This is a genomic window from Sphingomonas sp. BK036 (assembly GCF_004216825.1).
Taxonomy (GTDB): domain Bacteria; phylum Pseudomonadota; class Alphaproteobacteria; order Sphingomonadales; family Sphingomonadaceae; genus Sphingomonas.
Genome location: NZ_SGXR01000006.1, coordinates 388461 through 410325, shown reverse-complemented (window position 1 = coordinate 410325; position 21865 = coordinate 388461). Strand labels below are relative to the sequence as shown.

Annotated in this window: 22 protein-coding genes; 17 read left to right on the top strand and 5 right to left on the bottom strand. The window is 67.0% G+C overall.

Annotated elements, in window-relative coordinates; translation table 11 throughout:
- Positions 1-98: 98 nt before the first annotated feature.
- Positions 99-3017 carry a M16 family metallopeptidase gene (locus EV283_RS15145; RefSeq protein WP_130326703.1) on the bottom strand — a complete coding sequence of 973 codons (2919 nt, stop codon included), beginning with the start codon at positions 3015-3017 and terminating at the stop codon, positions 99-101.
- Between the two features lie 146 nt (positions 3018-3163).
- Between EV283_RS15145 and EV283_RS15140 the strand changes: the two genes are divergently transcribed.
- From EV283_RS15140 to EV283_RS15085, 12 genes are all read left to right on the top strand, one after another.
- The gene (locus EV283_RS15140; protein WP_242615993.1) at positions 3164-4027 is read left to right on the top strand and encodes an aspartyl/asparaginyl beta-hydroxylase domain-containing protein; all 864 of its coding nucleotides are present in this window, start codon (positions 3164-3166) and stop codon (positions 4025-4027) included.
- A gap of 100 nt (positions 4028-4127) precedes the next feature.
- Positions 4128-4700, top strand: coding sequence for a NifU family protein (locus EV283_RS15135; protein WP_130326701.1), 573 nt, complete (start codon positions 4128-4130; stop codon positions 4698-4700).
- Positions 4700-5287, top strand: a complete 588-nt coding sequence (locus EV283_RS15130; protein WP_130326699.1) for a malonic semialdehyde reductase — start codon at positions 4700-4702, stop codon at positions 5285-5287. Before EV283_RS15135 ends, EV283_RS15130 begins: the two co-directional genes overlap by 1 nt.
- 139 nt (positions 5288-5426) lie before the next feature.
- A complete protein-coding gene (tsaB, locus tag EV283_RS15125) occupies positions 5427-6044 on the top strand; it encodes a tRNA (adenosine(37)-N6)-threonylcarbamoyltransferase complex dimerization subunit type 1 TsaB (RefSeq protein ID WP_130326697.1) in 618 nt (205 codons plus the stop codon).
- Positions 6044-6532, top strand: a complete 489-nt coding sequence (locus tag EV283_RS15120) for a GNAT family N-acetyltransferase (RefSeq protein WP_130326695.1) — start codon at positions 6044-6046, stop codon at positions 6530-6532. The genes tsaB and EV283_RS15120 overlap by 1 nt, the downstream gene beginning before the upstream one ends.
- A 74-nt stretch (positions 6533-6606) precedes the next feature.
- Positions 6607-7029: a Fur family transcriptional regulator gene (locus EV283_RS15115; RefSeq protein WP_056047123.1), complete on the top strand. Its 423-nt coding sequence runs from the start codon at positions 6607-6609 to the stop codon at positions 7027-7029.
- A 31-nt stretch (positions 7030-7060) separates the two neighbouring features.
- Entirely contained in the window at positions 7061-7747 is a 687-nt protein-coding gene (locus tag EV283_RS15110; protein ID WP_242615992.1) for a lysophospholipid acyltransferase family protein, read from the top strand.
- Between the two features lie 284 nt (positions 7748-8031).
- Positions 8032-9351: a tRNA (N6-isopentenyl adenosine(37)-C2)-methylthiotransferase MiaB gene (gene miaB / locus EV283_RS15105; RefSeq protein WP_130326690.1), complete on the top strand. Its 1320-nt coding sequence runs from the start codon at positions 8032-8034 to the stop codon at positions 9349-9351.
- A 411-nt stretch (positions 9352-9762) separates the two neighbouring features.
- Positions 9763-10767, top strand: coding sequence for a PhoH family protein (locus tag EV283_RS15100; protein ID WP_056409148.1), 1005 nt, complete (start codon positions 9763-9765; stop codon positions 10765-10767).
- Positions 10768-10889: 122 nt separating this feature from the next.
- Complete coding sequence (gene ybeY / locus EV283_RS15095) at positions 10890-11399, top strand: rRNA maturation RNase YbeY (protein WP_130326688.1); 510 nt, start codon at positions 10890-10892, stop codon at positions 11397-11399.
- 8 nt (positions 11400-11407) lie between these two features.
- Positions 11408-12307 carry a hemolysin family protein gene (locus EV283_RS15090; protein ID WP_130326686.1) on the top strand — a complete coding sequence of 300 codons (900 nt, stop codon included), beginning with the start codon at positions 11408-11410 and terminating at the stop codon, positions 12305-12307.
- 237 nt (positions 12308-12544) lie between these two features.
- Positions 12545-13873, top strand: coding sequence for a sorbosone dehydrogenase family protein (locus EV283_RS15085; RefSeq protein ID WP_130326684.1), 1329 nt, complete (start codon positions 12545-12547; stop codon positions 13871-13873).
- A gap of 230 nt (positions 13874-14103) precedes the next feature.
- Here EV283_RS15085 and EV283_RS15080 read toward each other — a convergent pair whose 3' ends face one another.
- Positions 14104-14664 (bottom strand): pyridoxamine 5'-phosphate oxidase family protein, encoded by a 561-nt coding sequence (locus EV283_RS15080; protein WP_130326683.1) that lies wholly within the window; start codon positions 14662-14664, stop codon positions 14104-14106.
- Positions 14665-14713: 49 nt separating this feature from the next.
- Between EV283_RS15080 and EV283_RS15075 the strand changes: the two genes are divergently transcribed.
- Both EV283_RS15075 and EV283_RS15070 read left to right on the top strand, forming a co-directional pair.
- Positions 14714-14959, top strand: coding sequence for a type II toxin-antitoxin system CcdA family antitoxin (locus tag EV283_RS15075; protein ID WP_130326681.1), 246 nt, complete (start codon positions 14714-14716; stop codon positions 14957-14959).
- On the top strand, positions 14960-15250 hold the full coding sequence (locus EV283_RS15070) for a CcdB family protein (protein WP_130326679.1): 291 nt from the start codon (positions 14960-14962) through the stop codon (positions 15248-15250).
- Here EV283_RS15070 and tldD read toward each other — a convergent pair.
- Complete coding sequence (tldD, locus tag EV283_RS15065) at positions 15247-16674, bottom strand: metalloprotease TldD (protein WP_130326677.1); 1428 nt, start codon at positions 16672-16674, stop codon at positions 15247-15249. The genes EV283_RS15070 and tldD overlap by 4 nt on opposite strands.
- Positions 16675-16692: 18 nt before the next feature.
- Entirely contained in the window at positions 16693-16926 is a 234-nt protein-coding gene (locus tag EV283_RS15060) for a zinc-finger domain-containing protein (protein WP_130326675.1), read from the bottom strand.
- A 280-nt stretch (positions 16927-17206) separates the two neighbouring features.
- Between EV283_RS15060 and EV283_RS15055 the strand changes: the two genes are divergently transcribed.
- Positions 17207-18145 carry an ABC transporter ATP-binding protein gene (locus EV283_RS15055; protein ID WP_130326673.1) on the top strand — a complete coding sequence of 313 codons (939 nt, stop codon included), beginning with the start codon at positions 17207-17209 and terminating at the stop codon, positions 18143-18145.
- 14 nt (positions 18146-18159) lie between these two features.
- Here EV283_RS15055 and EV283_RS15050 read toward each other — a convergent pair whose 3' ends face one another.
- Complete coding sequence (locus EV283_RS15050) at positions 18160-18828, bottom strand: DUF1275 family protein (protein ID WP_130326671.1); 669 nt, start codon at positions 18826-18828, stop codon at positions 18160-18162.
- A gap of 183 nt (positions 18829-19011) precedes the next feature.
- Between EV283_RS15050 and nadB the strand changes: the two genes are divergently transcribed.
- Together nadB and EV283_RS15040 are read left to right on the top strand one after the other, a co-directional pair.
- Positions 19012-20589, top strand: coding sequence for an L-aspartate oxidase (nadB, locus tag EV283_RS15045; RefSeq protein WP_130326984.1), 1578 nt, complete (start codon positions 19012-19014; stop codon positions 20587-20589).
- A gap of 118 nt (positions 20590-20707) precedes the next feature.
- Positions 20708-21820: a serine hydrolase gene (locus EV283_RS15040; protein ID WP_130326669.1), complete on the top strand. Its 1113-nt coding sequence runs from the start codon at positions 20708-20710 to the stop codon at positions 21818-21820.
- The last annotated feature ends 45 nt before the right edge of the window (positions 21821-21865 follow it).

The following is a 21865-nucleotide window of genomic DNA, read 5'->3' as shown; positions in this document are numbered from 1 at the left end:
GGCATGTGAGGCTCGGACCGCCCGTCCCAACGCCCCTCACCCTTCCGTCGCCTACGGCTCCTCCCTCCTTCTCCCCGAGGGGGAGAGGGACTAGGCGATCACTTCTCCGCTGCAGTCGGCACCACCGCCATCGTCCAATCCTTCTCCGGCCGCAGATACTTCGCTGCCGTCGCCTGCAACTCGACCGGCGTCGTCGCGACCAGATCGCTCGCGATCCGCTGCGTCGCGGCGATCCGGCGCGGATCGAACGTCGCCCCGCCCAGCTGCTGCAGCCAGAACTGGTTCCCGGTCGATGCGCGCAGGATATACTGCCCCATCGGCTTTTTGATCCGGTCGAGTTCGTCCGCGGCGATCGGCGTCGACACCAGTTCTGCCGCAATCTGCCGCGCGATCTGGAAGAAGAACGACACCTTGTCGGGCGCCACCTGCCCGATCGCGACCATCCGGCCACCGGTGCTCATCCCGACCGGCCACTGGCTCGACACGTTGGGGCTATAGCTCGCGCCCGCCGCCTGCCGCAGCCGCTCGAACAGCCGATCGCTGAACACCTGCGCCAGCACGTCGAGGCGGCGCGCTTCGACGATGTTGTCAATCCCGCCGCCGGTCGGCCAGGCGATCACCGCCGCCGCCTGATTCTCGGGGCCCGTATGCGCGCGCATCACCGGCGTCGCGTTGTGCGCCGGGAAGCCGACCGGCGCGCCGATCGTGCTCACCGCGGTCCGCGGCTTCATCGCGCCGAACGTCTTGCCGACCGCGGCGATCGCGTCCTCGGTCTTCACGTCGCCGAAGATCGAGACCTCGATCGGCCCGGTCTTCAGGATCGGCTCCCAGAACGCGCGGAAGTCCTTCGCGTTCAACGCCTCGACGGTCGCCTTGGACGGCGTCCCCCAGCGCGGATCGCCCGCGCGCAACAGGCCTTCGAGGTCGCGCGACAACACGCCGTCGGGCGACGAATCATAGCCCGCAAACCCGGCCAGCGCCGCGACGCGCGCGCGCGCGACGGGCGCCGGATCCCAGGCCGGGAACGCCAGCTTGGCCGCCATCAGCCGTAGCTGGTCCGCATAATCCGCCGGCGAGGTGATCGCGCCGAGCGTGAACGCATCGTCGTCGATACCGAAATCGAGCCCGATCCGACGCCCTGCGGTCAGCTGGTCGAGATCGCCCTGGTCCAGCTTGCCAATACCGCCAGCAACGAGTGCAAGATCGCCCGCCCAGGCCGGTGTCGGCCGGTTCGACGGGATCGCGGTATAGCCGCCGCCGAACCGCACGCGCACATAGACGCGCCCGGTCTCGCCGGCATTCGGGAACAGCAGCACGCGCGTGCCGTTCGCGAAGTTCACCTGCTCCATGTCGAACGCGGCGATCTTCTCGCGGCTCGCGACGATGCCCGGCTTGCCGAGCGACGGCAGCTTCGAGAAATCGACCGCGGCCTGCGCACGCCGCTTGCCCGCCAGCCCCGAGACGTCGGCCTTCAACGCCGTCGCCAGCTTGCTCGCCGCGCCCGGATCGAGCGTCTGCGTGTTCACGAGCGCGCGCGTCGCGGTGCCTTCGAAGATCGCCTTGCTCGACGCGAGCAGCGTGGCGGGGGTGAACATGCCCTTCGCCTTCGCGTCCTGCAGGATCTTGTACGACGTCTCCGGCCCCGCCACCGTCTCGCGGATATCGAGCGCGCCGACCATGTCGTCCGCCTGCTTCGATCCTGCCTCGACCTTCGCGGTCTCGACGCTGGTCCGCATGATCGTGTCGAAATCGGCATATTCGCGATCGACCTCGGCCTGGCTCGGCGCGTTGGTCTGCGCGTCGGCGATTACCGCGCGGACGTCCTTCAACGCCGCCGCCCAGTCGGTACCGATGGGCACGATGTTGACGCTCGTCAGGTTCGCCGACCGCGAGACGTCGTCGATCGACACGCCCGCCTGCAGGAAGCTCCCGCCCGCCCGCGCGCGCGTCTCGAGACGGCGGCTGATGAGCCGCGTCGCCAGCACGTCGACCAGCCGCTTCTGGTTCATGATCGCGGTGTCGTCCTTATACTCCCACGGGCGCACGACGCCGAGCGTCACCACCGCGGGAATCGCCGGCTCGGCGATCGTCGCGGAGACGGGCGCCTTGGGATCTGGCTTACCGAAATCGGGCGCGGGGGTGAACGGACCGATCGCCTTCCAGTCGGCAAAGTTCTTGACGATCAGCCGCCCGAACAGCGCCGGATCCATGTCGCCCGAGATGATCACGACGGTGTTCTCGGGGCGGTACCAGCGATCGTGGAACGCCTTCACGCTGCCGCCGGTCGCGGCCTCCAGCGTCTTGATGTTGCCGATCGGCGAACGATCCGCGAGCGGCTGCCCGGCAAAGAAGGTCGCGCGGATCGCATCGCCGAACCGCACCTGCGGCCCCGGCTGCTCACGCTGCTCGGCGAGCACGACCGGACGCTCGGCGGTCACCGACGCATCGGTGATGACGGGCTTTTCCATCATTCCCGACATGATCTTCAGGCTTTCGTCGAGCCCAGCCTCGGTCGCCGACGGCAAATCGAGCTTGAACGTGGTCGAGGTCGGCGTGGTCTGCGCGTTGGTATCGGACCCGAAGGTCGCGCCGAACCGCTGCCAGACGCGCTTGGCCTCACCATCGGGGACGTATTCGGACCCGCGGAACGAGAGGTGCTCGATGAAATGCGCAAAGCCGCGCTCGCTGTCGGTTTCGTTGAGCGATCCGGCATCGATCCGTACGCGCACCGAGACCTGGCCCGGCGGCACGCCGTTCTTGCGGACCGCGAAGCGCAGGCCGTTGGGCAACGTGCCGAACTTCCACTCGGGGTCGCGGGTGAGGTCGCTGCCCTTGTAGAGCCATGCGGTCGTATCGACGCCCTGCAGCTCGGGAAGCGTCGGCGCTTCCTTTGGCCCCCCCTCGGCAGATGTGGACGCGGCCTGCTGCGTCGCCATCTGCCCGCTCGCCGGGATAGCGAGACCGAGCACGAGGGGGAGCAGGACGGGAGCGCGATACAAGCGCGGGAAGAATACCATCGCGCATCTGTAGCGCCCCCGCGCACGCATCGCCAGCGCCGCGCCCCGCTGGCCGTCGCAACTGCCATCATTTCGTCCAACACCGGCGGTATGTCGTGCAGGAACAAGGGGATCGGCGCTGCGGTGCGCCTGGATGCAGGGTAGAGATGACGGTCGAAGCCGAACTGAAGCAATCGTCATTGTGGCGGGATTTGGGCGAACCCAGCGCTCGGCGCAGCGCCCGCAAGCCTGATCTCACCATCATCTCCGGCGCGCCCAAACCCGGCGCACCGATGGTCGCGGAGGCTAACCGCCCGCTGATCATCCGCGTCGGCAAGCATCTGCGCGGCGTGTTCGACCGGATGATCGCCTCATCCTCGCTGGTGTCGAACGACCCGGTGCTCGACGTCCGCGACTTTGCCTGGACCGCGGACCTGCGCGAAAGCTGGACCGCGATCCGCGACGAGGCGGTGCAGGTCGCGCTCCAAGGCGAGGCATCGCCCAGCCTCGCGACGATCTCGCCCGATCATCGCTCGATCGCCGAGGTCGACAAATGGCGGTCCTTCTTCCTCTACGGCTATGGCTACCCCATCGAGGACAGCCTCGCGCGCTGCCCGCACACGGCGGCGGCGGTGGCGCGCATTCCCGGGCTCAACAGCGCGTTCTTCTCGATCCTCGCGCCCGGCACGCATATCCCCGAGCATCGCGGCGTGACCAAGGGGCTGATCACCTGTCATCTCGGCTTGATCGTTCCGCGCGACGGCGACGTCCGGATGCGCGTCCACGATCGCACCGTCCGCTGGGCGGAGGGCGAGACGTTGGTATTCGACGACACCTACCAGCACGAAGTGTGGAACGACACGAACGGGACGCGCGTGGTGTTGCTCATCCAGTTCGAACGCCCGTTGCGGAACCCGGGCAAGTGGATCGCCGACCTGTTCCTCGGGATCGTCCGCCGTTCGGCGTTCGTCCAGGACGCGGTGCGCAACATCGGCAGCTGGAACGCCGCGGTGAAACAGCTCGACGTCTGACGTTAAAGACCAGGCTGCGCGACCCTCCCCACACCGCCCGAAAGAAACCGTTTCCCGTTCGCCGCTTGATCCCCCGCGTCCGCCGGGCCACATGCACCTCATGCTGATCGAAACGGAATCCACCCCGAACCCCTCGACGCTGAAGTTCCTGCCGGGCCGTACCGTCATGGACGCCGGCACGCGCGACTTCGCCACGCCCGAGGAGGCCGAGACCAGTCCGCTGGCCGAGGCGATCTTCAATCTCGGCGACGTGACCGGCGTGTTCTTCGGCCGCGATTTCGTCTCGGTCACCGCCGCGCCGGGCGTCGCCTGGTCGGACCTGAAGCCCGACGTGCTCGCGATCCTGCTCGATCATTTCTCTGCCGCGATGCCGCTCTTCAAGCCCGCACGCGCCGGCTTCTCGGTCCCCTCGGACGAGCCCGCGCTGTCGGACGATCCCGCCGATGCCGATATCGTCGCGCAGATCCGCGAACTGATCGACACGCGCGTCCGCCCTGCCGTTGCGAACGACGGCGGCGACATCGTCTATCGCGGCTTCGACAAGGGCAAGGTGTTCCTCCAGTTGCAGGGCGCCTGCGCCGGCTGCCCCTCGTCGAGCGCCACGCTCAAGAACGGCATCGAGCAGCTCCTCAAATATTACGTCCCCGAAGTCACCGAAGTGCGAGCCGTCTGATGATCCTCGACGATAGCGTCCTCGACCGCGTCTTCCGCGAAGCGCGCAGCTATAACGGCTACACCGACCAGCCCGTCGCCGAGTCGGAGTTGCACGCGATCTGGGACCTGATGAAATGGGGCCCGACATCGGCCAACCAGCTTCCGGCCCGGCTGATCTGGGTGGTCAGCGACGAGGCCAAGCAGAAGCTCGCCGACGCGTGCAGTGCACAGAACCAGCCCAAGATCCTCAAGGCGCCCGTGTCGGTGATCATCGGCATGGACACCAATTTCCACGAGCATCTGCCAGAGCTGTTCCCGCACGCCGATGCGAAGGCCTGGTTCGACGGCAATGCCGAACTGCGTGAGGCGTCCGCATTCCGCAACTCGACGTTGCAGGGCGCCTATTTCATCATCGCGGCGCGCATGCTGGGGCTCGATACCGGGCCGATGTCGGGGTTCGATGCCGGAAAGGTCGACGCCGCGTTCTTCCACGAGACGCCAGCAGTACGGACAAATTTCATCTCGACGCTCGGCCACGGCGATCCCGCGACGATCTACGGCCGCTCGCCCCGCCCCGACTTCGCGAAGTTCAATACGATAGCCTGAACGCGCTAGCCGACTGCGCTAGCCAAACACCGTCACCCCAGCGAAAGCTGGGGTCTTCTGGTTCTGGCCACGGCCTCCGCCAACCGGGAGACCCCAGCGTTCGCTGGGGTGACGGACGTTGGGATGTGACGGAATAGACATGCGCAACTTAGTCATCGAAACATCCACCACCGCCTGCTCGGTCGCGCTCATCGAAGCGGGCGCGGTCATCGCCCGCACGCATGACGTTGTCGGCCGCGGCCATGCCGAACGCCTGATCCCGATGATCGCCGACCTCCCCGATGGCGGCCGCGCCGACCGCATCCTCGTCGATTGCGGCCCCGGCAGCTTCACCGGCGTCCGTGTCGGGATCGCCGCCGCGCGGGGGCTCGCGCTCGGATGGGGCGCGGAGATCGCAGGCTTCTCCTCGCTCCCGCTGATCGCCGCCGCCGCTTTTTCCGAGAGACCAACCCACGATATTGCGGTCGTCATGGAAGGCGGGCATGGCGAGGTCTTCATGCAGGCCTTCTCCGCCGATCTGTCGCCGCGCACCGACATGGTGTCGCTGAGGCCGGACGCTGCGCTTGCCGCGCTGGCCGGACGCCGCGCGGTCGGCAACGGCGTCCGCTGGCTCGCCGCACTCGATCCCGCGCTCGATCTCACCGAGGCGCTGCCCGATGCCGCCGCGGCGATCCTGCTCCCGGATTCGCTAACCGCGCTGCCCCCCAGCCCGATCTATGGCCGCGCGCCCGACGCCAAGCCGTCGGTGCCGAAATAATGGCCACGCGTCAGGTCGCGACCCGCGCAGTCGCGCTGCGCACCGGCGACGCACGCGATCTCGCGATCGTCGACGCGCTGATGACCGAGGCGTTCGACCCGCGCTATGGCGAGGGGTGGACGCGCAGCCAGTGTCTCGGCGTGCTCGCGCTGACCGGCGTGCAGCTGACGCTCGCCTTTGTCGACGATGTCCCCGCGGGTTTCACGATGACCCGTGCGGTCGCCGACGAGGCCGAATTGCTGCTGATCGCGGTCGCACCCGCGCAGCGTCGGCGCGGCGTCGGCACCTCGCTGATCCGTGCCGCGATCGCCGAATGCTCGACAGGCAACATCGCCAAGCTTCACCTCGAGGTGCGCGCCGGCAACGACGCGGTCGGGCTGTACCGGGCACACGGCTTCACCAAGGTCGGCGAACGCCGCGCTTATTACCGCGGCAAGACCGGCGTCGCGCACGACGCACATACATATTCGAGAGATATCAACAGCTAAACCTTATTGCGAGTCACTATCCCTTTTCGCAACAGCGCGAACGCCCTACATGGCCCCTAACAAGGGAAAGACACATGCCGCGCAAGATCGATCTGGAAGCCCTCTGCAACGAGAAGGGCCTGCGCATTACCGAGCAGCGCCGAGTCATCGCCCGCGTGTTATCCGAGGCGGACGACCACCCCGATGTCGAGAAGGTCTATGAGCGCGCGTCGCAGATCGATCCCGGTATCTCGATCGCGACCGTGTACCGCACCGTTCGCCTGTTCGAGGAAGCCGGCATTCTCGACCGCCACGATTTCGGCGATGGCCGCGCGCGCTACGAGCCTGCACCCGAGGCACATCACGATCATCTGATCGACGTCGAGAGTGGCAAGGTGATCGAATTCGTCGATCCCGAACTCGAACAGCTGCAAAAGGCGATCGCCGAGAAGCTCGGCTTCCGGCTCGTCGACCACCGCATGGAACTCTACGGCGTCGCGCTGACCCGCAAGGACTGACGCGATCGGCCGGCTCCGCCTTGGCGCGCGGTTGGCGGCGCTTCTGCTGGCGTTGCTCGTCGCGCTGCCGTTGCATGGCGCCTGGCGGGTGTTCGGTCGCAAGTCACCTTGGCCGCCGCGGTTCCTGGGGCTGGTCGCGCGAATCGTCGGCGCCAAGGCCCGTGTCGCCGGCACCCCGCTCCGCCACGACGTCGTCTTCGTCTCGAACCACCTGAGCTGGATCGACATCCTGCTCCTGTCCGGCGCGACCGGCAGCGCGTTCGTGGCGAAATCCGAACTTCGCGGCATAAAGCTGGTCGGCTGGCTCTGCACACTCAACCACACTATCTTCGTCAGCCGGGCCGACCGCATGGCCGTGACCGCACAGATCGCCGAAATTCGCGACGCGCTGGCGGCGGACTGGCCCGTCACCCTGTTTCCCGAGGGCACGACCGGCGACGGCACCACGCTCCTGCCCTTCAAGGCCGCGCTGCTGGCAGCGCTCGATCCGCCGCCGCCCGGCGTCAGGATTCAGCCGGTCCGCATCGACTATGGCGCGGCGACGCACGAACTCGCCTGGGTCGGCGACGAACCCGGGCAGCACCACGCCGCCCGCGTCCTGAAACGCAAAGGCAGCTTCGTGGCAACATTGCACTTCGCGAAAGACTTCGATCCGGCGGACTATGGCTACCGCAAGGCCATCGCCGCCGAAGCCCGCCGCCGCATGGAAGCGCTCTGACCCTATGCTTCCCCGCGAAGGCGGGGATCCAGGCTGGGCTCGCGCCTTCGCGGGAGACCTGGGGGGAGCGAGTTGCCCTCCAAACCGCAAACACCACCCCGGCGAAGGCCGGGGCCCAATTGGAGAGGTCGCAGTAACGAAGCGCCGCCCTCGGTTGGCGACCTTCCCCAATTGGACCCCGGCCTCCGCCGGGGCGGTGCTTCTGACGCCGGGAGGTACTCTCTGATACCGCGCCCCGAAGACGCCCCCTCCCCCCGCCGCCGCAAATTTGATAGGGCGCGCGCATGACCTCGAAACCCAAGACCTACCACGTCAAGTCGTTCGGCTGCCAGATGAACGTCTATGACGGCGAGCGCATGGCCGAACTGATGGCCGCCGACGGGATGACCCAGGCCGATGCGGTCGACGCCGACATCGTCGTGCTCAACACCTGCCACATCCGCGAACGCGCGACCGAAAAAGTCTATTCGGACATCGGCCGCCTGCGGAAGGACCAGCTGCGCAAGAACGGCAAGACGCCGATGATCGCGGTCGCCGGCTGCGTCGCGCAGGCCGAGGGGCAGGAGATCTTCACCCGCGCCAAGGTCGACGTCGTCGTCGGTCCGCAGGCCTATCACAACCTCCCCGACCTCGTCGCCAAGGCCGCCGCGGGCACGCCGTCGCTCGACACAGACATGCCGCTGCTGTCGAAGTTCGGCGCGCTCCCGACCCGCCGGAAAGTCACGCCGTCTGCGTTCCTGACCGTGCAGGAAGGCTGCGACAAGTTCTGCACCTATTGCGTCGTCCCCTACACGCGCGGCGCCGAAATCAGCCGCCCCTTCGCGGCGATCGTCGACGAGGCCAAGGCCCTGGTCGACGCCGGCGCGCGCGAGATCACGCTGCTCGGGCAAAACGTCAACGCGTGGAGCGAAGACGAGCGCGGCCTCCACGACCTGATCCGCGACCTCGACCGCATCCCCGGCCTCGCGCGCATTCGCTACACCACCAGCCATCCCAACGACATGACGCAGGGCCTGATCGACGCGCACCGCGACGTCGAAAGCCTGATGCCGTTCCTCCACCTCCCCGTCCAGGCGGGCAGCGACCGCGTGCTCAGGGCGATGAACCGGTCGCACACCCGCGACTCCTATCTCCGCCTGCTCGACCGAGTCCGCGCGGTGCGCCCCGACATCGCGCTGTCGGGCGACTTCATCGTCGGCTTCCCCGGCGAGACTGATGCCGAGTTCGAGGATACGCTGAGCCTGGTCGACGCGGTCGGCTATGCGCAGGCCTACAGCTTCAAATACAGCCCGCGCCCCGGCACCCCCGCCGCGTCGATCGTCGAGCAGGTGCCCGAGGCGGTGATGGACGAGCGTCTCCAGCGCCTCCAGGCCGCGCTCAACCGCGACCAGCACGCCTTCAACGCCGCCACGGTCGGCCGCACCTGCACCGTGCTGCTCGAACGCCCCGGCAAGCTCCCCGGCCAGCTGATCGGCAAGTCGCCCTGGCTGCAATCGGTCCACCTGATCGGCGACCACGCGATCGGCGACCTGGTAGAGGTAACCCTCGCCGCCGCCGGCCCCAACTCGCTGACCGGCATCGAACGCATCGCCGAAGCCGCCTAAGCTGCGTTCTGATCCTCCCCCGCCAGGGGGAGGTGGCAGGCGCAGCCTGACGGAGGGGGAGGAAAGGGAAACCGCCGTTGCGCATCCTCCCCCTCCGTCGCCTACGGCGCCACCTCCCCCTTACGGGGTAGGATCAAGCAGCCTCCGACTGAGTCCCCACGGCAACACCCGACGGCCGTCCCCACAGCCCCCCCGCGATTTCGCTGTCCCCCACCCAAATCCCCTGCCACACTCGCCCCCGATGCAGCTTCGCCCACGCGACTCGAATCATCTCTACGCAGGCGCCCCGGCGCCGCTTGAACGCGCGGGCTCCCATGCTCATCTCTGGTCGAACGCCATCCCAGGCGTGATGCGTGCCGGCTCGACCATACCCGATCATCGATCCGACACGCCTGCCCCCGAAAGGACCGCATGAGCCGTAAACCCGTTCCCGCCCAGTCCGGTGACCGCGCCCGAGTCGAACTGCTGTTCGACAAGCCCCAACTTCTCGTCCGGCTCTTCGGCCAGTACGACCAGAATCTCGTGGCGCTCGAAAATCGCCTCGGCGTGTACATCACCGCACGCGGTAACAAGATCGGGCTGGAGGGCACCGCGGAACAGGTCGCCAAGGCGCGCGACGTGCTCCACGATCTCTATGCTCGGATCCAGCGCGGCGAGGATGTCGACACCGGCCTCGTCGACGCCTCGATCGCGATGGCCGACGAACCCGTGCTCGAAGGGATCATCCGCGCGGATGCCGGCGGCGGCGCTGCCCCCCCGATCATGATCCGCACGCGGAAAAAGACGATCGTCCCCCGCACGCCGGCCCAGGCGCATTACATGCGCGAGCTGACCAACAACGACATGATCTTCGCGCTCGGACCAGCAGGCACCGGCAAGACCTATGTCGCGGTCGCGCAGGCGGTCCAGCAGCTCATCACCGGCAGCGTCCAGCGGCTCATCCTGTCGCGACCCGCGGTCGAGGCGGGCGAGCGTCTGGGCTTCCTGCCCGGCGATATGAAGGAGAAGGTCGATCCCTATCTTCGCCCGCTCTACGATGCGCTCTACGACTGCCTCCCCGCCGAGCAGGTCGAACGCCGCATCGCGAGCGGCGAGATCGAGGTCGCACCGATCGCGTTCATGCGCGGCCGCACGCTGGCGGACGCGTTCGTGATCCTCGATGAAGCGCAGAACACCACGCCCGCGCAGATGAAGATGTTCCTCACCCGCTTCGGCCAGAACAGCCGGATGGTGATCTGCGGCGATCCCAAGCAGGTCGACATTCCCGGCGGCGTCGCGGCGTCGGGTCTGGCGGACGCGGTCCGGCGCCTGGAGGGGGTCGAGAGCATCTCGATGTGCCGCTTCACCGTCGGCGATGTCGTCCGCCACCCGATCGTCGGCCGCGTGGTCGAAGCCTATGAGGGCAGCGACGCCTGATCCGCGCGCGGCTATTCCGGAGACCCCGGGATAGCCGCCGGACATCCGCATACCGTAAAGCGTGCGGAACTTTGCCGCATGTGTAATGATTTCGCCCTGACGTTTCCGCCGGAAGGACCCGCATGCTCGAAATCGCGCTCTCTTCGGAGGCTCCCTGGCCCGACCAGGACTGGGACGGCCTCGCCCAGCGCGCCGCGACCGCGGCGATCGAGCGCACGCCGCACGGCCAGCTGCTGACCAGCGCCGCCACGGTCGAGATCTCGTTCCGGCTCGCCTCGGACGATGAGGTCCACACGCTCAACAAGCAGTATCGCCAGAAGGACAAGCCGACCAACGTGCTGTCGTTCCCGATGGTGCAGGCCGACCTGCTCGAGACCATCACGCAGAATTCGGACGATGGCGAGGTGCTGCTCGGCGACATCATCCTCGCGCACGGCGTCTGCGTCGCCGAGGCGGCGGAGCGCGGCATTTCGGTCGAGGATCATGCGATGCATCTGATGGTGCACGGTACGCTGCATCTGCTAGGCTATGACCATATCGACGACGACGAGGCGGAGGGTATGGAGCAGATCGAACGCGACGCGCTCGCCACGCTCGGGCTCCACGATCCCTATCTCATCACAGAGGACTGACGACCACGATGGCCGATGGCCCCACTGCCGGAAACGGCGATAGTACCGACAGTATCTGGCGCGGGCTGAAAGGCCTGATCTTCGGCGCCCCCGACGAATCGCTGCGCGACCAGCTCGAGGAGGCGATCGACCGGCACGAGGGCGATCCCGCCCCCGATGCCAAGGGCGATCTCACCCCGCTCGAACGCCAGATGGTCCGCAACCTGCTGCATTTTAGCGAGCGTGACGCAGGCGATGTCGGCGTGCCGCGCGCCGACATCATCGCGGTCGAGGAGGACACCCCGTTCGCCGACCTCGTCAAGCTGTTCGCCGAAGCCGGCCACAGCCGCCTGCCCGTCTACCGCGACAACCTCGATACGATCATCGGCATGGTCCACATTAAGGACGTCTTCAACATTCTGGCGACCGGCGTCGAACACCCTGCGTCGATCGCGGGGCTGATCCGCGAGCCGCTATACGCGCCGATGTCGCGTGGCGCGCTCGATCTGCTTGCCGATATGCGGCAGAAGCATGTCCACCTGACGATCGTGCTCGACGAATATTCGGGTACCGAAGGCCTCGTCACGTTCGAGGACCTGATCGAGGAGATCGTCGGCGATATCGAGGACGAGCATGACGACGCGCCGCAGGTCCTGATGACACCGATCGAAGGCGGCGCCTGGGACGTCGACGCGCGCGCCGAGCTGGAAGACGCAGCCGAGCTGATCGATGCGCGCCTGGCCGAGGTCGATGGCGATATCGACACGCTGGGTGGATTGGCGGCGTTGTTGGCCGGCCACGTGCCGCAAGTCGGCGAATGCGTCGATCATCCCAGCGGGTGGAAGCTGGAGATCACCGATGCGGACGAGCGGCGCATCAATCGGTTGCGCCTGCATCCGCCGGTGGTGCCGGTTGAGGATGACGACTGACGGACGTGTCGCCGTGCTGTTACCCCCGTGCCGTCATGGTCGTTCCAGAGCGCCCAACGCTACCACGGCGCTCCGACAAACATCGCCGCGAAAGCTGGGACATTCGGGTTCGGGCCACCGCATTTGCCTCGTAGATATCCCCGCTTTCGCTGAGATGACGGAGGGGGCAAGTGTTGGGGCAACGCGGGGGCACCGTAACCATTGCCCCCGCCCTCTCGCCCCCCTAATCTCCTCCTCATGCGCAAACACATCCTCATCGTCCTCGGCTTGATCCTTCTCGTGATCGCCGGGGGCGTTACCTATCTCGCCTGGCCCGACACGGCCGAGCTGTCGGTCGATCAGGTCGCCGGCAAGCTGCCCAAGATCACCGATCCGCGCATCCAGACGATCCCCACCGTCAAGGTCGCCAAGGTCGTCGGCTGGCAGAACGGCGCGATGCCGACCCCCGCCGCCGGGCTGAAGGTGCAGCCATTCGCGACCGGCCTCGATCACCCGCGCTGGATGTACCGCCTCCCCAATGGCGACGTGCTGGTCGCCGAGACCAACTCGCCGCCGCGCGAAGGCGGGGGGATCACCGGCTGGGTGATGAAGGTGCTGATGGGCCGCGCCGGCGCCGGCGTGCCCTCGGCCAACCGTATCACGCTGCTGCGTGACGCGAACGGCGATGGCGTCGCGGAGACGAAGTCCGTGTTCATGACCGGCCTCAACTCGCCGTTCGGCATGACGCTGCTCGATGGCCAGCTCTATATCGGCAACACCGACGCGCTCGTCCGCGTGCCCTATACCGACGGTGCGACGAAAATCACCGCCAAGCCCGAGCTCGTCATCAAGCTCAACCCAGGCGGCAACCACTGGGCGCGCAACGTCATCACGGCCGCGGACGGCAAGACGCTGTATGTCGGCGTCGGCTCGTCGTCGAACATCGCCGAGAACGGCATGGATGCCGAGAAATACCGCGCGAACATCCTGCAGGTCTGGCCGAAGGACAAGAACTGGCGGATCTACGCCGCGGGGCTGCGCAACCCCAATGGCATGGCGATCAACCCCAAGTCGGGCGGGCTGTGGACCGTCGTCAACGAGCGCGACATGCTTGGCTCCGACCTCGCCCCGGATTACATGACGCAGGTCGAATTTGGCGATAACTTCGGGTGGCCCTGGTATTATTGGGGCGGCTATCCCGATAGCCGGGTGGAGCCAAAGAATCCGGCACTCCAGCAATATTCGAAGCGTCCGGACTATGCGCTGGGGCCGCATGTCGCGGCACTTGGCCTGACCTTCTCGGCCGATGCAAAGCTCGGCGAGAAGTTCGCCAACGGGGTGTTCGTCGGCGAACATGGCTCGTGGAACCGCAAGCCCGTCTCGGGTTACAAGGTGGTCTACGTGCCGTTCGGCGACACGGGCTTCCCTACAGCGAACGCCAAGCCCGTCGATGTGCTCGGTGGGTTCCTGAACAAAGACGGCGACGCGCAGGGCCGCCCGGTTGGCGTCATCACGGACAAGACCGGTGGCCTGCTGGTGGCGGACGACGTCGGCAACGTGATCTGGCGGGTCAGCGCGGGGCGGTAAGACTACGCCCGCGAGGATCGCGCCAAGCCGTCGTAGGGACCAAGCCGTCGTAGGGGAGCGTGTGTCCCCACTCGGCAGCAAGCACCACCCCGGCGAAGGCCGGGGCCCAGTTGGGGAACAGACGTAACGGCGGACGGTCCCCCGTTTACCTGGACCTTTCCAACTGGCCCCCGGCCTTCGCCGGGGTGGTGCGATTGCTACGGATATAGCCGACACCCAGATGCCAGAGGTCACACTCCGCCACCGTCCGGCAAGACCGTCGCAAGCCGAACCGGCAACCCGTCGATGCTCGCGACGGGGCCGGCGAATTCCTCGATCCGTTCGGCCTCGGTCTGCTTCGCGTGATATTTCGACAGCGTCTGCCGCTCGCGCTCCAGCGTCATGAACGGCACGCCCCAGCCGCAACTCGTCTGCACTTCGCTCACCGCGATCACGAAGATCTGTCGCGTGCCCGGCAGAGGCGTGAACTTCGCATACAGGTCCGCCCATTCCGCATCCTGCGGCAGCACCGGGCGACCCGTGCCATAGATGCGGAAGATCAGCGCCGGCTGATCGAAGGCGCAGAACATGATCGTGATCCGCCCATCCGCGGCCAGATGTGCGTTGGTCTCGTTCCCCGAGCCCCCGACATCGAGATACGCAACCGTGTTCGCATCGAGCACGCGAAAGCTGTCCATCCCCTTCGGACTGAGGTTGATCCGCGCGCCCTCCGCCGCCGTCGCAACGAAGAACACCGGTTGCCGCGCGACGAACGCGCGGTGGTCGTCGGTGAGCGCGGGAAAGAATTCCATCGATCGACTCCGAATTGACGCGCGCCAGCTACGCGCATAACTTGTGCGCATGAAGCATGATCCCATCGCCACCGGCAAGCGCAAATCGGTCAATATGTCGCTGGATACTGGCATTGTCGCGGCGGCACGGGAAGCGGGACTCAACCTTTCGCAGATCAGCGAACAAGCGATCCGGCACGCCACGAAGGTTGAGCAGGAGCGGCGCTGGAAGGAAGAGAATCGTGAAGCGCTCGACAGCTGGAACCGCTGGTACGACGAGAATGGCGATCCGCTCGCGCATCTGCGGCCGCTCTGAATGGCACAGTTCGACGTCTATCGAATCCGAGGCAACGTGCTGGCCATTGATTGCCAATCAGACCTGCTGTCAGACCTGCAGACGCGCTTCGTGGTGCCGCTCCGTCCAACCGACGCCGTCATCTTCAAGAGGCTGACACCGAGCTTCACAATCAACGGCCAAGCCCTGACGATGGCGACGCCGCTAGCCCGCGCAATCGACGTCCGCGATATCGAAGCCATCGTGACCACGCTCGAGGCGGCACAGTTCGAGATCAAGGCCGCACTCGATATGCTGATCTCAGGCTATTAAGCGGCCGTCCCGCCGACCGTAAGCCCGTCGACCAGCAACGTTGGCTGCCCAACGCCGGCCGGCACCGACTGCCCGCCCTTGCCGCAGATCCCGATACCCTCGTCGAGCGCGAAGTCGTTGCCGATGCCGCGCACCTTTGTGAGTGAGCTCGGTCCGTCGCCGATCAGCGTCGCGCCCTTGATCGGCGCGCCCAGCTTGCCGTCCTCGACCAGATACGCCTCGGTACAGCTGAACACGAACTTGCCCGACACGATGTCGACCTGCCCGCCGCCGAACGCCTTGGCGAAGATGCCCTTCTTGACCCGGCTCAGCAACTCGGCGGGATCGTCGTTGCCCGCCTTCATGAAGGTGTTGGTCATCCGCGGCATCGGCGCGTGCGCATAGCTTTCGCGGCGGCCATTGCCCGTCGCCTCGACGCCCATCAGCCGCGCGTTGAGCCGGTCCTGCATATAGCCCTTGAGGATGCCGTCCTCGATCAGCACAGTCTCGCGCGTCGGCGTACCCTCGTCGTCGATCGTCAACGATCCACGGCGATCCTGGAGCGATCCGTCATCGACCACGGTCACGCCTTCGGCCGCGACGCGCTCGCCGATGCGGCCGGAGAAGGCCGACGTCCCCTTGCGGTTGAAGTCGCCCTCGAGCCCGTGGCCTATCGCCTCGTGCAGCAGGATGCCGGGCCAGCCATTGCCGAGCAGCACGGTCATCTCGCCCGCCGGCGCCGCGATCGACTCGAGATTGACCAGCGCCTGCGACAGAGCCTCGTCAATCGCGCGGTTGTACGTCTCGGGCTGGAACAGGTCGGTGTAAAGATAGCGGCCACCGATCCCGTAGCTGCCCGTCTCGCGCCGGCCATTCTGCTCGGCGACGATCGACACGTTGAGCCGCACCAGCGGCCGAACGTCGGTCGCGATGAAGCCGTCGGCGCGGACGATCTCGACGACCGACCACGTCCCCGACAGGCTGACCGACACCTGCGCGACGCGCGGATCGCGCGCGCGCGCGGCGGCGTCGATCGTCTGGCACAGGTTCACCTTGTCCGCGAACGGCACGAGATCGAGCGGGTCAGCGGCGGTGTAGCGGTGTCGGTTGGTACCCTGTGGCGGCCCCGCCTTCGCGGCGACGCCCGGCTCAATCAGTGCCATCGTCTCGGCGGCGCGGCGGATCGCAGCGGGGGTCATTTCGTTCGAATGCGCGAACGCGGTCATCTCGCCCGACACCGCGCGCAGGCCGAAGCCCGAGCTCGTGTCGTAGGACGCGGTCTTCAGCCGGCCGTCGTCGAACCCGAACGCCTCGGCCTTGCGATATTGGAGATAGAGTTCGCCGTCATCGGCCTTGCCGAGCGCCTTGGCGGTCAGCGCCTGCGCCTGCTCGGGGTCGAGCGTGTCGCGGTAGAGGAACGAGCGGGGGTCTGCAGCTATCGTCATCCGATAGATATAAGGGGCTTAGCGGCCCGCGCCATCCCCATGGTCGCGCAATGTCGACTGGTCCGCGCCATCGGCGGCCCCGCCAACCAAGATGAAACGCCGGTCGCAATAGCCGCAATCGACATAGCCGGTCTCGTCGATCTGCAACCAGACACGCGGGTGGCCGAGCGCTGCGCCGCCGGGAATGTCGGTGGCGCCATCGCAGGCGACGCGGGCGTGGGTGACGCGGGTGATTTCGAGCGGCGGATGCATGCGGGCGCGATAGCAAGCGCGGGCGGGGCGGGCAATTGGTTCTTCTGTGTCGGCAAGAAGGAAGAATGGGTTCGCGCGGAGACGCGGAGACGCGGAGACGCGGAGGTGTAGCGCTTATCGCGAAGCGACCTCCACATTAGGAACGGCGGAACAGGAGGTGGGTCTCCCGACCGACAGGCTGGATGCGACAACTCCGCGTCTCCGCGCCTCCGCGCGAACAAATCTTCTTTGCGACACCCGAGGGGATGACCCGCCCTTCCCGCCCCGCTATGCCGCCACCATGACCGAAGCCGCGATCGCCATCACCAATCTCTGCAAGACCTATGCCCCCGTCGGCACGGCGGCACCCAAGCGCGCGCTCGACGGCGTGACGTTCGACGTGCCGCGCGGCCAGATCTTCGGGCTGCTCGGCCCGAACGGCGCGGGCAAGTCGACGCTGATCAATATCCTGGCTGGCCTGGTCAACAAGACCGACGGCAGCGCGGCGATCTGGGGCTTCGACACCGACGAGCATCCGCGCAACGCCAAGGCGTCGATCGGTATCGTCAACCAGGAGATCCTGTTCGATCCGTTCTTCTCGCCGTTCGAGACGCTGGAGATCCAGGCCGGGCTCTACGGCGTGCCCAAGGCGAAGCGCCGCACGATGGAGCTGCTCCGCGCGGTGCATCTCGAGGACAAGGCGCACGCCTATGCGCGCACGCTGTCGGGCGGCATGAAACGCCGCCTGATGGTGGCCAAGGCGATGGTCCACTCGCCCCCCGTCCTCGTCCTCGACGAGCCGACCGCGGGCGTCGATATCGAGCTGCGCCAGCAACTCTGGACCTATGTCCGCAGCCTCAACGCGGCGGGCGTGACGGTGGTCCTCACCACGCATTATCTCGAGGAAGCCGAGGAACTCTGCGACCGGATCGCGATCATCAACAACGGTCGCCTGATCGCCAACGAACCCACGCGTGAGCTGGTCGGCAAAGCGCAGGAAAAGATCGTCGCGGTCACCGTCGACCGAGACGTGACCGATGTCCCGGCGAACGTTTGCTTCGAGAAGATCACGCTCAAGGGCGATCGCACGCTCGAGATCACCTACAAGAAGGATCGCGTGAACGCCGGCGAAGTCCTGGCCGCGATCCAGGGCGGCGGGTTCGGCATCGTCGACGTCTCGACCAAGGAACCCGATCTCGAGGACGTGTTCCTGAGCCTGACGCGCGCCGCCAACGCCTGACGTCGCGGCAGGTGCTAAACCGCGGGCAGGTGTCGGGCGCCTGCAGGTTCGGCAGGACCGAGCGCTGCGGCATAGCCAGCCAGCGCGATCGCGACCAAGGCGGCGATCCACAACCCGTCGGTGCCCAGCCGCGCATAGGCGAGCGCACCGCCGACCGCCCCGCCAACCAGCGCGCCCCATAGCACCAGATAAGGCAGCCACGCCCAGCGCGGCCCGCCAATCATCGCGCCCGCCAGCCGCTGGCCGAACTTGACGAGCGTTCCGGTCATATAGGTCACGCCGATGCTGACCTCGCCCGCGCGCTGGAAGACGGTGTTCGCCGATCCCATCGCCGCTGCCATCATGGTCGTCGTCCAGCCGATCGAGGCGCGGCCGTCGATGCCCGCGGCGATCGCCAGGACTGCGGCGACGAAGACCAGGACGGCGGGCTTGCGATAGCGGCCGGCGATCTCGGACAGCAACGTGCCCACGACGACCCCGCCGATGAACCCGAGCACGAGCCGCCCCGCCATCGCCGCCATCGGCGGATCGAGCACGGCACCGACCGCGAGCTGAGTCGAATTGCCGCTCATGAACGAGACGAACAGGCCACCCAGCTTGAGAAAGCCGATCGCGTCGACATAGCCGGCCATGCCCGACAGGCCGGCGGCGAGACTCCAGAAGCGCGCGTCATAATTCGTCACGCGCTACAGCCTAGGCGCGATCCGACCCATGTTCGACCCCCGGCATCCGGGTTCGCGCATCGACGTGCAAAGCGATCGACGCACGCGGCCTGTCCTGTCGCCCCACTTTTGTGCCACAGCGGCGCAATGCAGGATTTTCTCCCCTTGTCGCGCGACGATGCGCAGCCTTCCGTCACGACCGGCATGACCAGCGATATCCTCATCGTCGGATCGGGTGCCGCCGGACTGACCGCCGCGCTCACCCTCGCCGACCGCTTTACCGTGACGGTGCTGGCCAAGGGCGCGCTCAACGAAGGGTCGACCGCCTGGGCACAGGGCGGGATCGCCGCGGTGCTCGAACCCGGCGACACGTTCGAGAATCATGTCGAGGACACGATGGTCGCGGGCGCCGGCCTTAACGACCGCGCGATCGTCGAGATGGTCGTCGAGGGCGCCCCCGCCGCGATCGAGCGGCTCAGCCATCTCGGCGTGCCGTTCGAGACCGAGGGCAACGCGCTCCACCTGACGCGCGAAGGCGGGCACAGCCATCGCCGGATTGTCCATGTCGCCGATGCGACCGGGTGGGCGGTGCAGGAGGCGCTGCAACGCGCGGCCGAGGCGCATCCCAACATCACGCTCGTGCCCGATCAGATCGCGATCGACCTCGCGACCGGGCGGCACGAGCTACGCTATTCGGGCGCGGGCAATGTGTGGGGGGTGTACGCGGTCGACCGCAAGACCGAGCGCGTTGGCCTTTACACGGCGCGCGCGACGATCCTGGCGACGGGCGGCGCCGGGCGGACCTATCTGTTCTCGACCGCGCCGCGCGGCGCGACCGGCGACGGGATCGCGATGGCGTGGCGGGCGGGTGCGCGGGTCTCAAACATGGAAATGATGCAATTTCACCCGACCTGCCTCTACAATCTGGAGGTCAAGAATTTCCTGATCACCGAGGCGGTTCGCGGTGAGGGTGGGCGGTTGATCAACCCGTCGACGGGCAAGCGCTTCATGACCTATTACGACGCTGCGCGGATGGAACTTGCCCCCCGCGATATCGTCGCGCGCGCGATCGACGCGGAGATCAAGCGCTATGGTCTCGACTACGTCCATCTCGACATCAGCCACATGCCCGCCGACTTCATCCGCCACCACTTCCCGAACATCCACGAGAAGCTGCTGACGGTCGGCATCGACATGACCACGCAGCCGATCCCGGTCGTCCCTGCGCAACATTACACGTGCGGCGGGATCGTCGTCGACGAACATGGCAAGACCGACCTGCCCGGCCTGTATGCCGCGGGCGAATGCACCGAATCGGGTCTGCACGGCGCGAACCGGCTCGCGTCCAACTCGCTGCTCGAATGCTTCGTGTTCGGCGAGGCGGCCGCGGACAGCATCGCCGCCGCGTGGGACAGCCTGCCCCCGCCCCCGCCGATCCGTCCCTGGGACGAAAGCCGCGTCACCGATTCCGACGAAGAGGTGGTGATCAAGCAGACCTGGACCGAGATCCGCCGATTCATGTGGAATTACGTCGGCATCGTCCGCACGACCAAACGGCTCGAACGCGCGCAGCACCGGATCAAGCTGCTCAACGACGAGGTGGCCGAATATTACCAGCATTTTCGCGTCACGCCCGACCTGATCGAACTGCGCAACCTGCTCCAGACCGCCGAGCTGATCGTCCGGTCCGCGCTGCACCGGCATGAAAGCCGCGGGCTCCATTTCACGCTCGATTATCCCGACACGTTGCCCGATGCGGTCGACACGGTTCTCGTTCCCTGATCGCGGCGCGATTGGGCGCAACCCCCGCGCGCTTCGTCGCAGCGGTGCGGAGGTGCTGTTTCGCGCGCCCGAGCAACCGATAAGGATCGATGCTCCAGTGCAGGGCCTTCAATCCATCATGACATCGGCGAGTGCGTTCAAGCGTCTTCTGGCAACCACCCTATTCGGTGTGGCGCTCGCCGGATGTGGATCGGCATCGCGGCCCACCCCGCCTGCGGTCAGCCCGGTGAGTCAGGCCGGGGGATTCGTCTCGATTCCGGTGCCGCCGCCGCTGCCGCGCACGGCGCGCCCCGCGCCTGCCAGCCTGGTCAACGCGATTTCCGAACTACAAAGCGGCTTCCAGGGCAAGGCAGGCATCGCGGTGCGCGCGGTCGACGACGGCTGGACGGTCGAGGCGGGCGGGCGCCAGCTGCTGCCGCAGCAATCGGTCAGCAAGCTTTGGGTCGCGCTGACCGTCATGGACCTGCGCGACCAGGGCAGGATCCGCCTCGACGAGCCGATCGTGGTCCGCCCGCAGGACCTCACTCTCTTCCACCAGCCGATCGCGATGCTGGTCAAGGGCGATGGCTATCGCACGACGGTCGGCGACCTGCTCACGCGCGCGCTGACGCATAGCGACAATACCGCGAACGACCGGCTGCTCACGCGCGTCGGCGGGTCGGCCGCGGTGCGGTCGATGATTGCGCGCAAGCAGCTCGGCGCGATCCGGTTCGGGCCCGGCGAACGGCTGTTGCAGAGCGGGACCGCGGGGCTCGTCTGGCAGCCCTCCTACGCCGTCAATGGCGGCTTCCTGACTGCGCGCAACCAGCTGTCGCCGGCAGTGCGCGCCGCCGCGCTCGACGCCTATGTGCGCAATCCGCCCGACGGCGCTGCGCCGATCGCGATCGCCGATGCCATTGCGCGGCTGGCGAAGGGGGATCTGCTGTCCGAGACGTCGACCAAGATCCTGCTCGATACGATGGGCCGGTCGGTCACCGGCCGTGCCCGGCTGCGCGCGGCGCTGCCCGGCGGGTGGGAGATTGCGCACAAGACCGGGACGGGGCAGGATCTCGGCCGGCGCAACGCGGGCTTCAACGATGTCGGCCTGCTGACCGCGCCCGACGGCCGGCGCTATGCGATCGCGGTAATGATCGGCGACACGATCCGGCCGATGCCGGAGCGGCAGAAGCTGATCCAGAACGCGGCCGCCGCGGTCGCGAATTACGCGGGGACTACGCGGCCGTTGAACTGAGCCCGCCCCTAGAACCCGGTCACTACCCCCCGTCATCCTGACGAA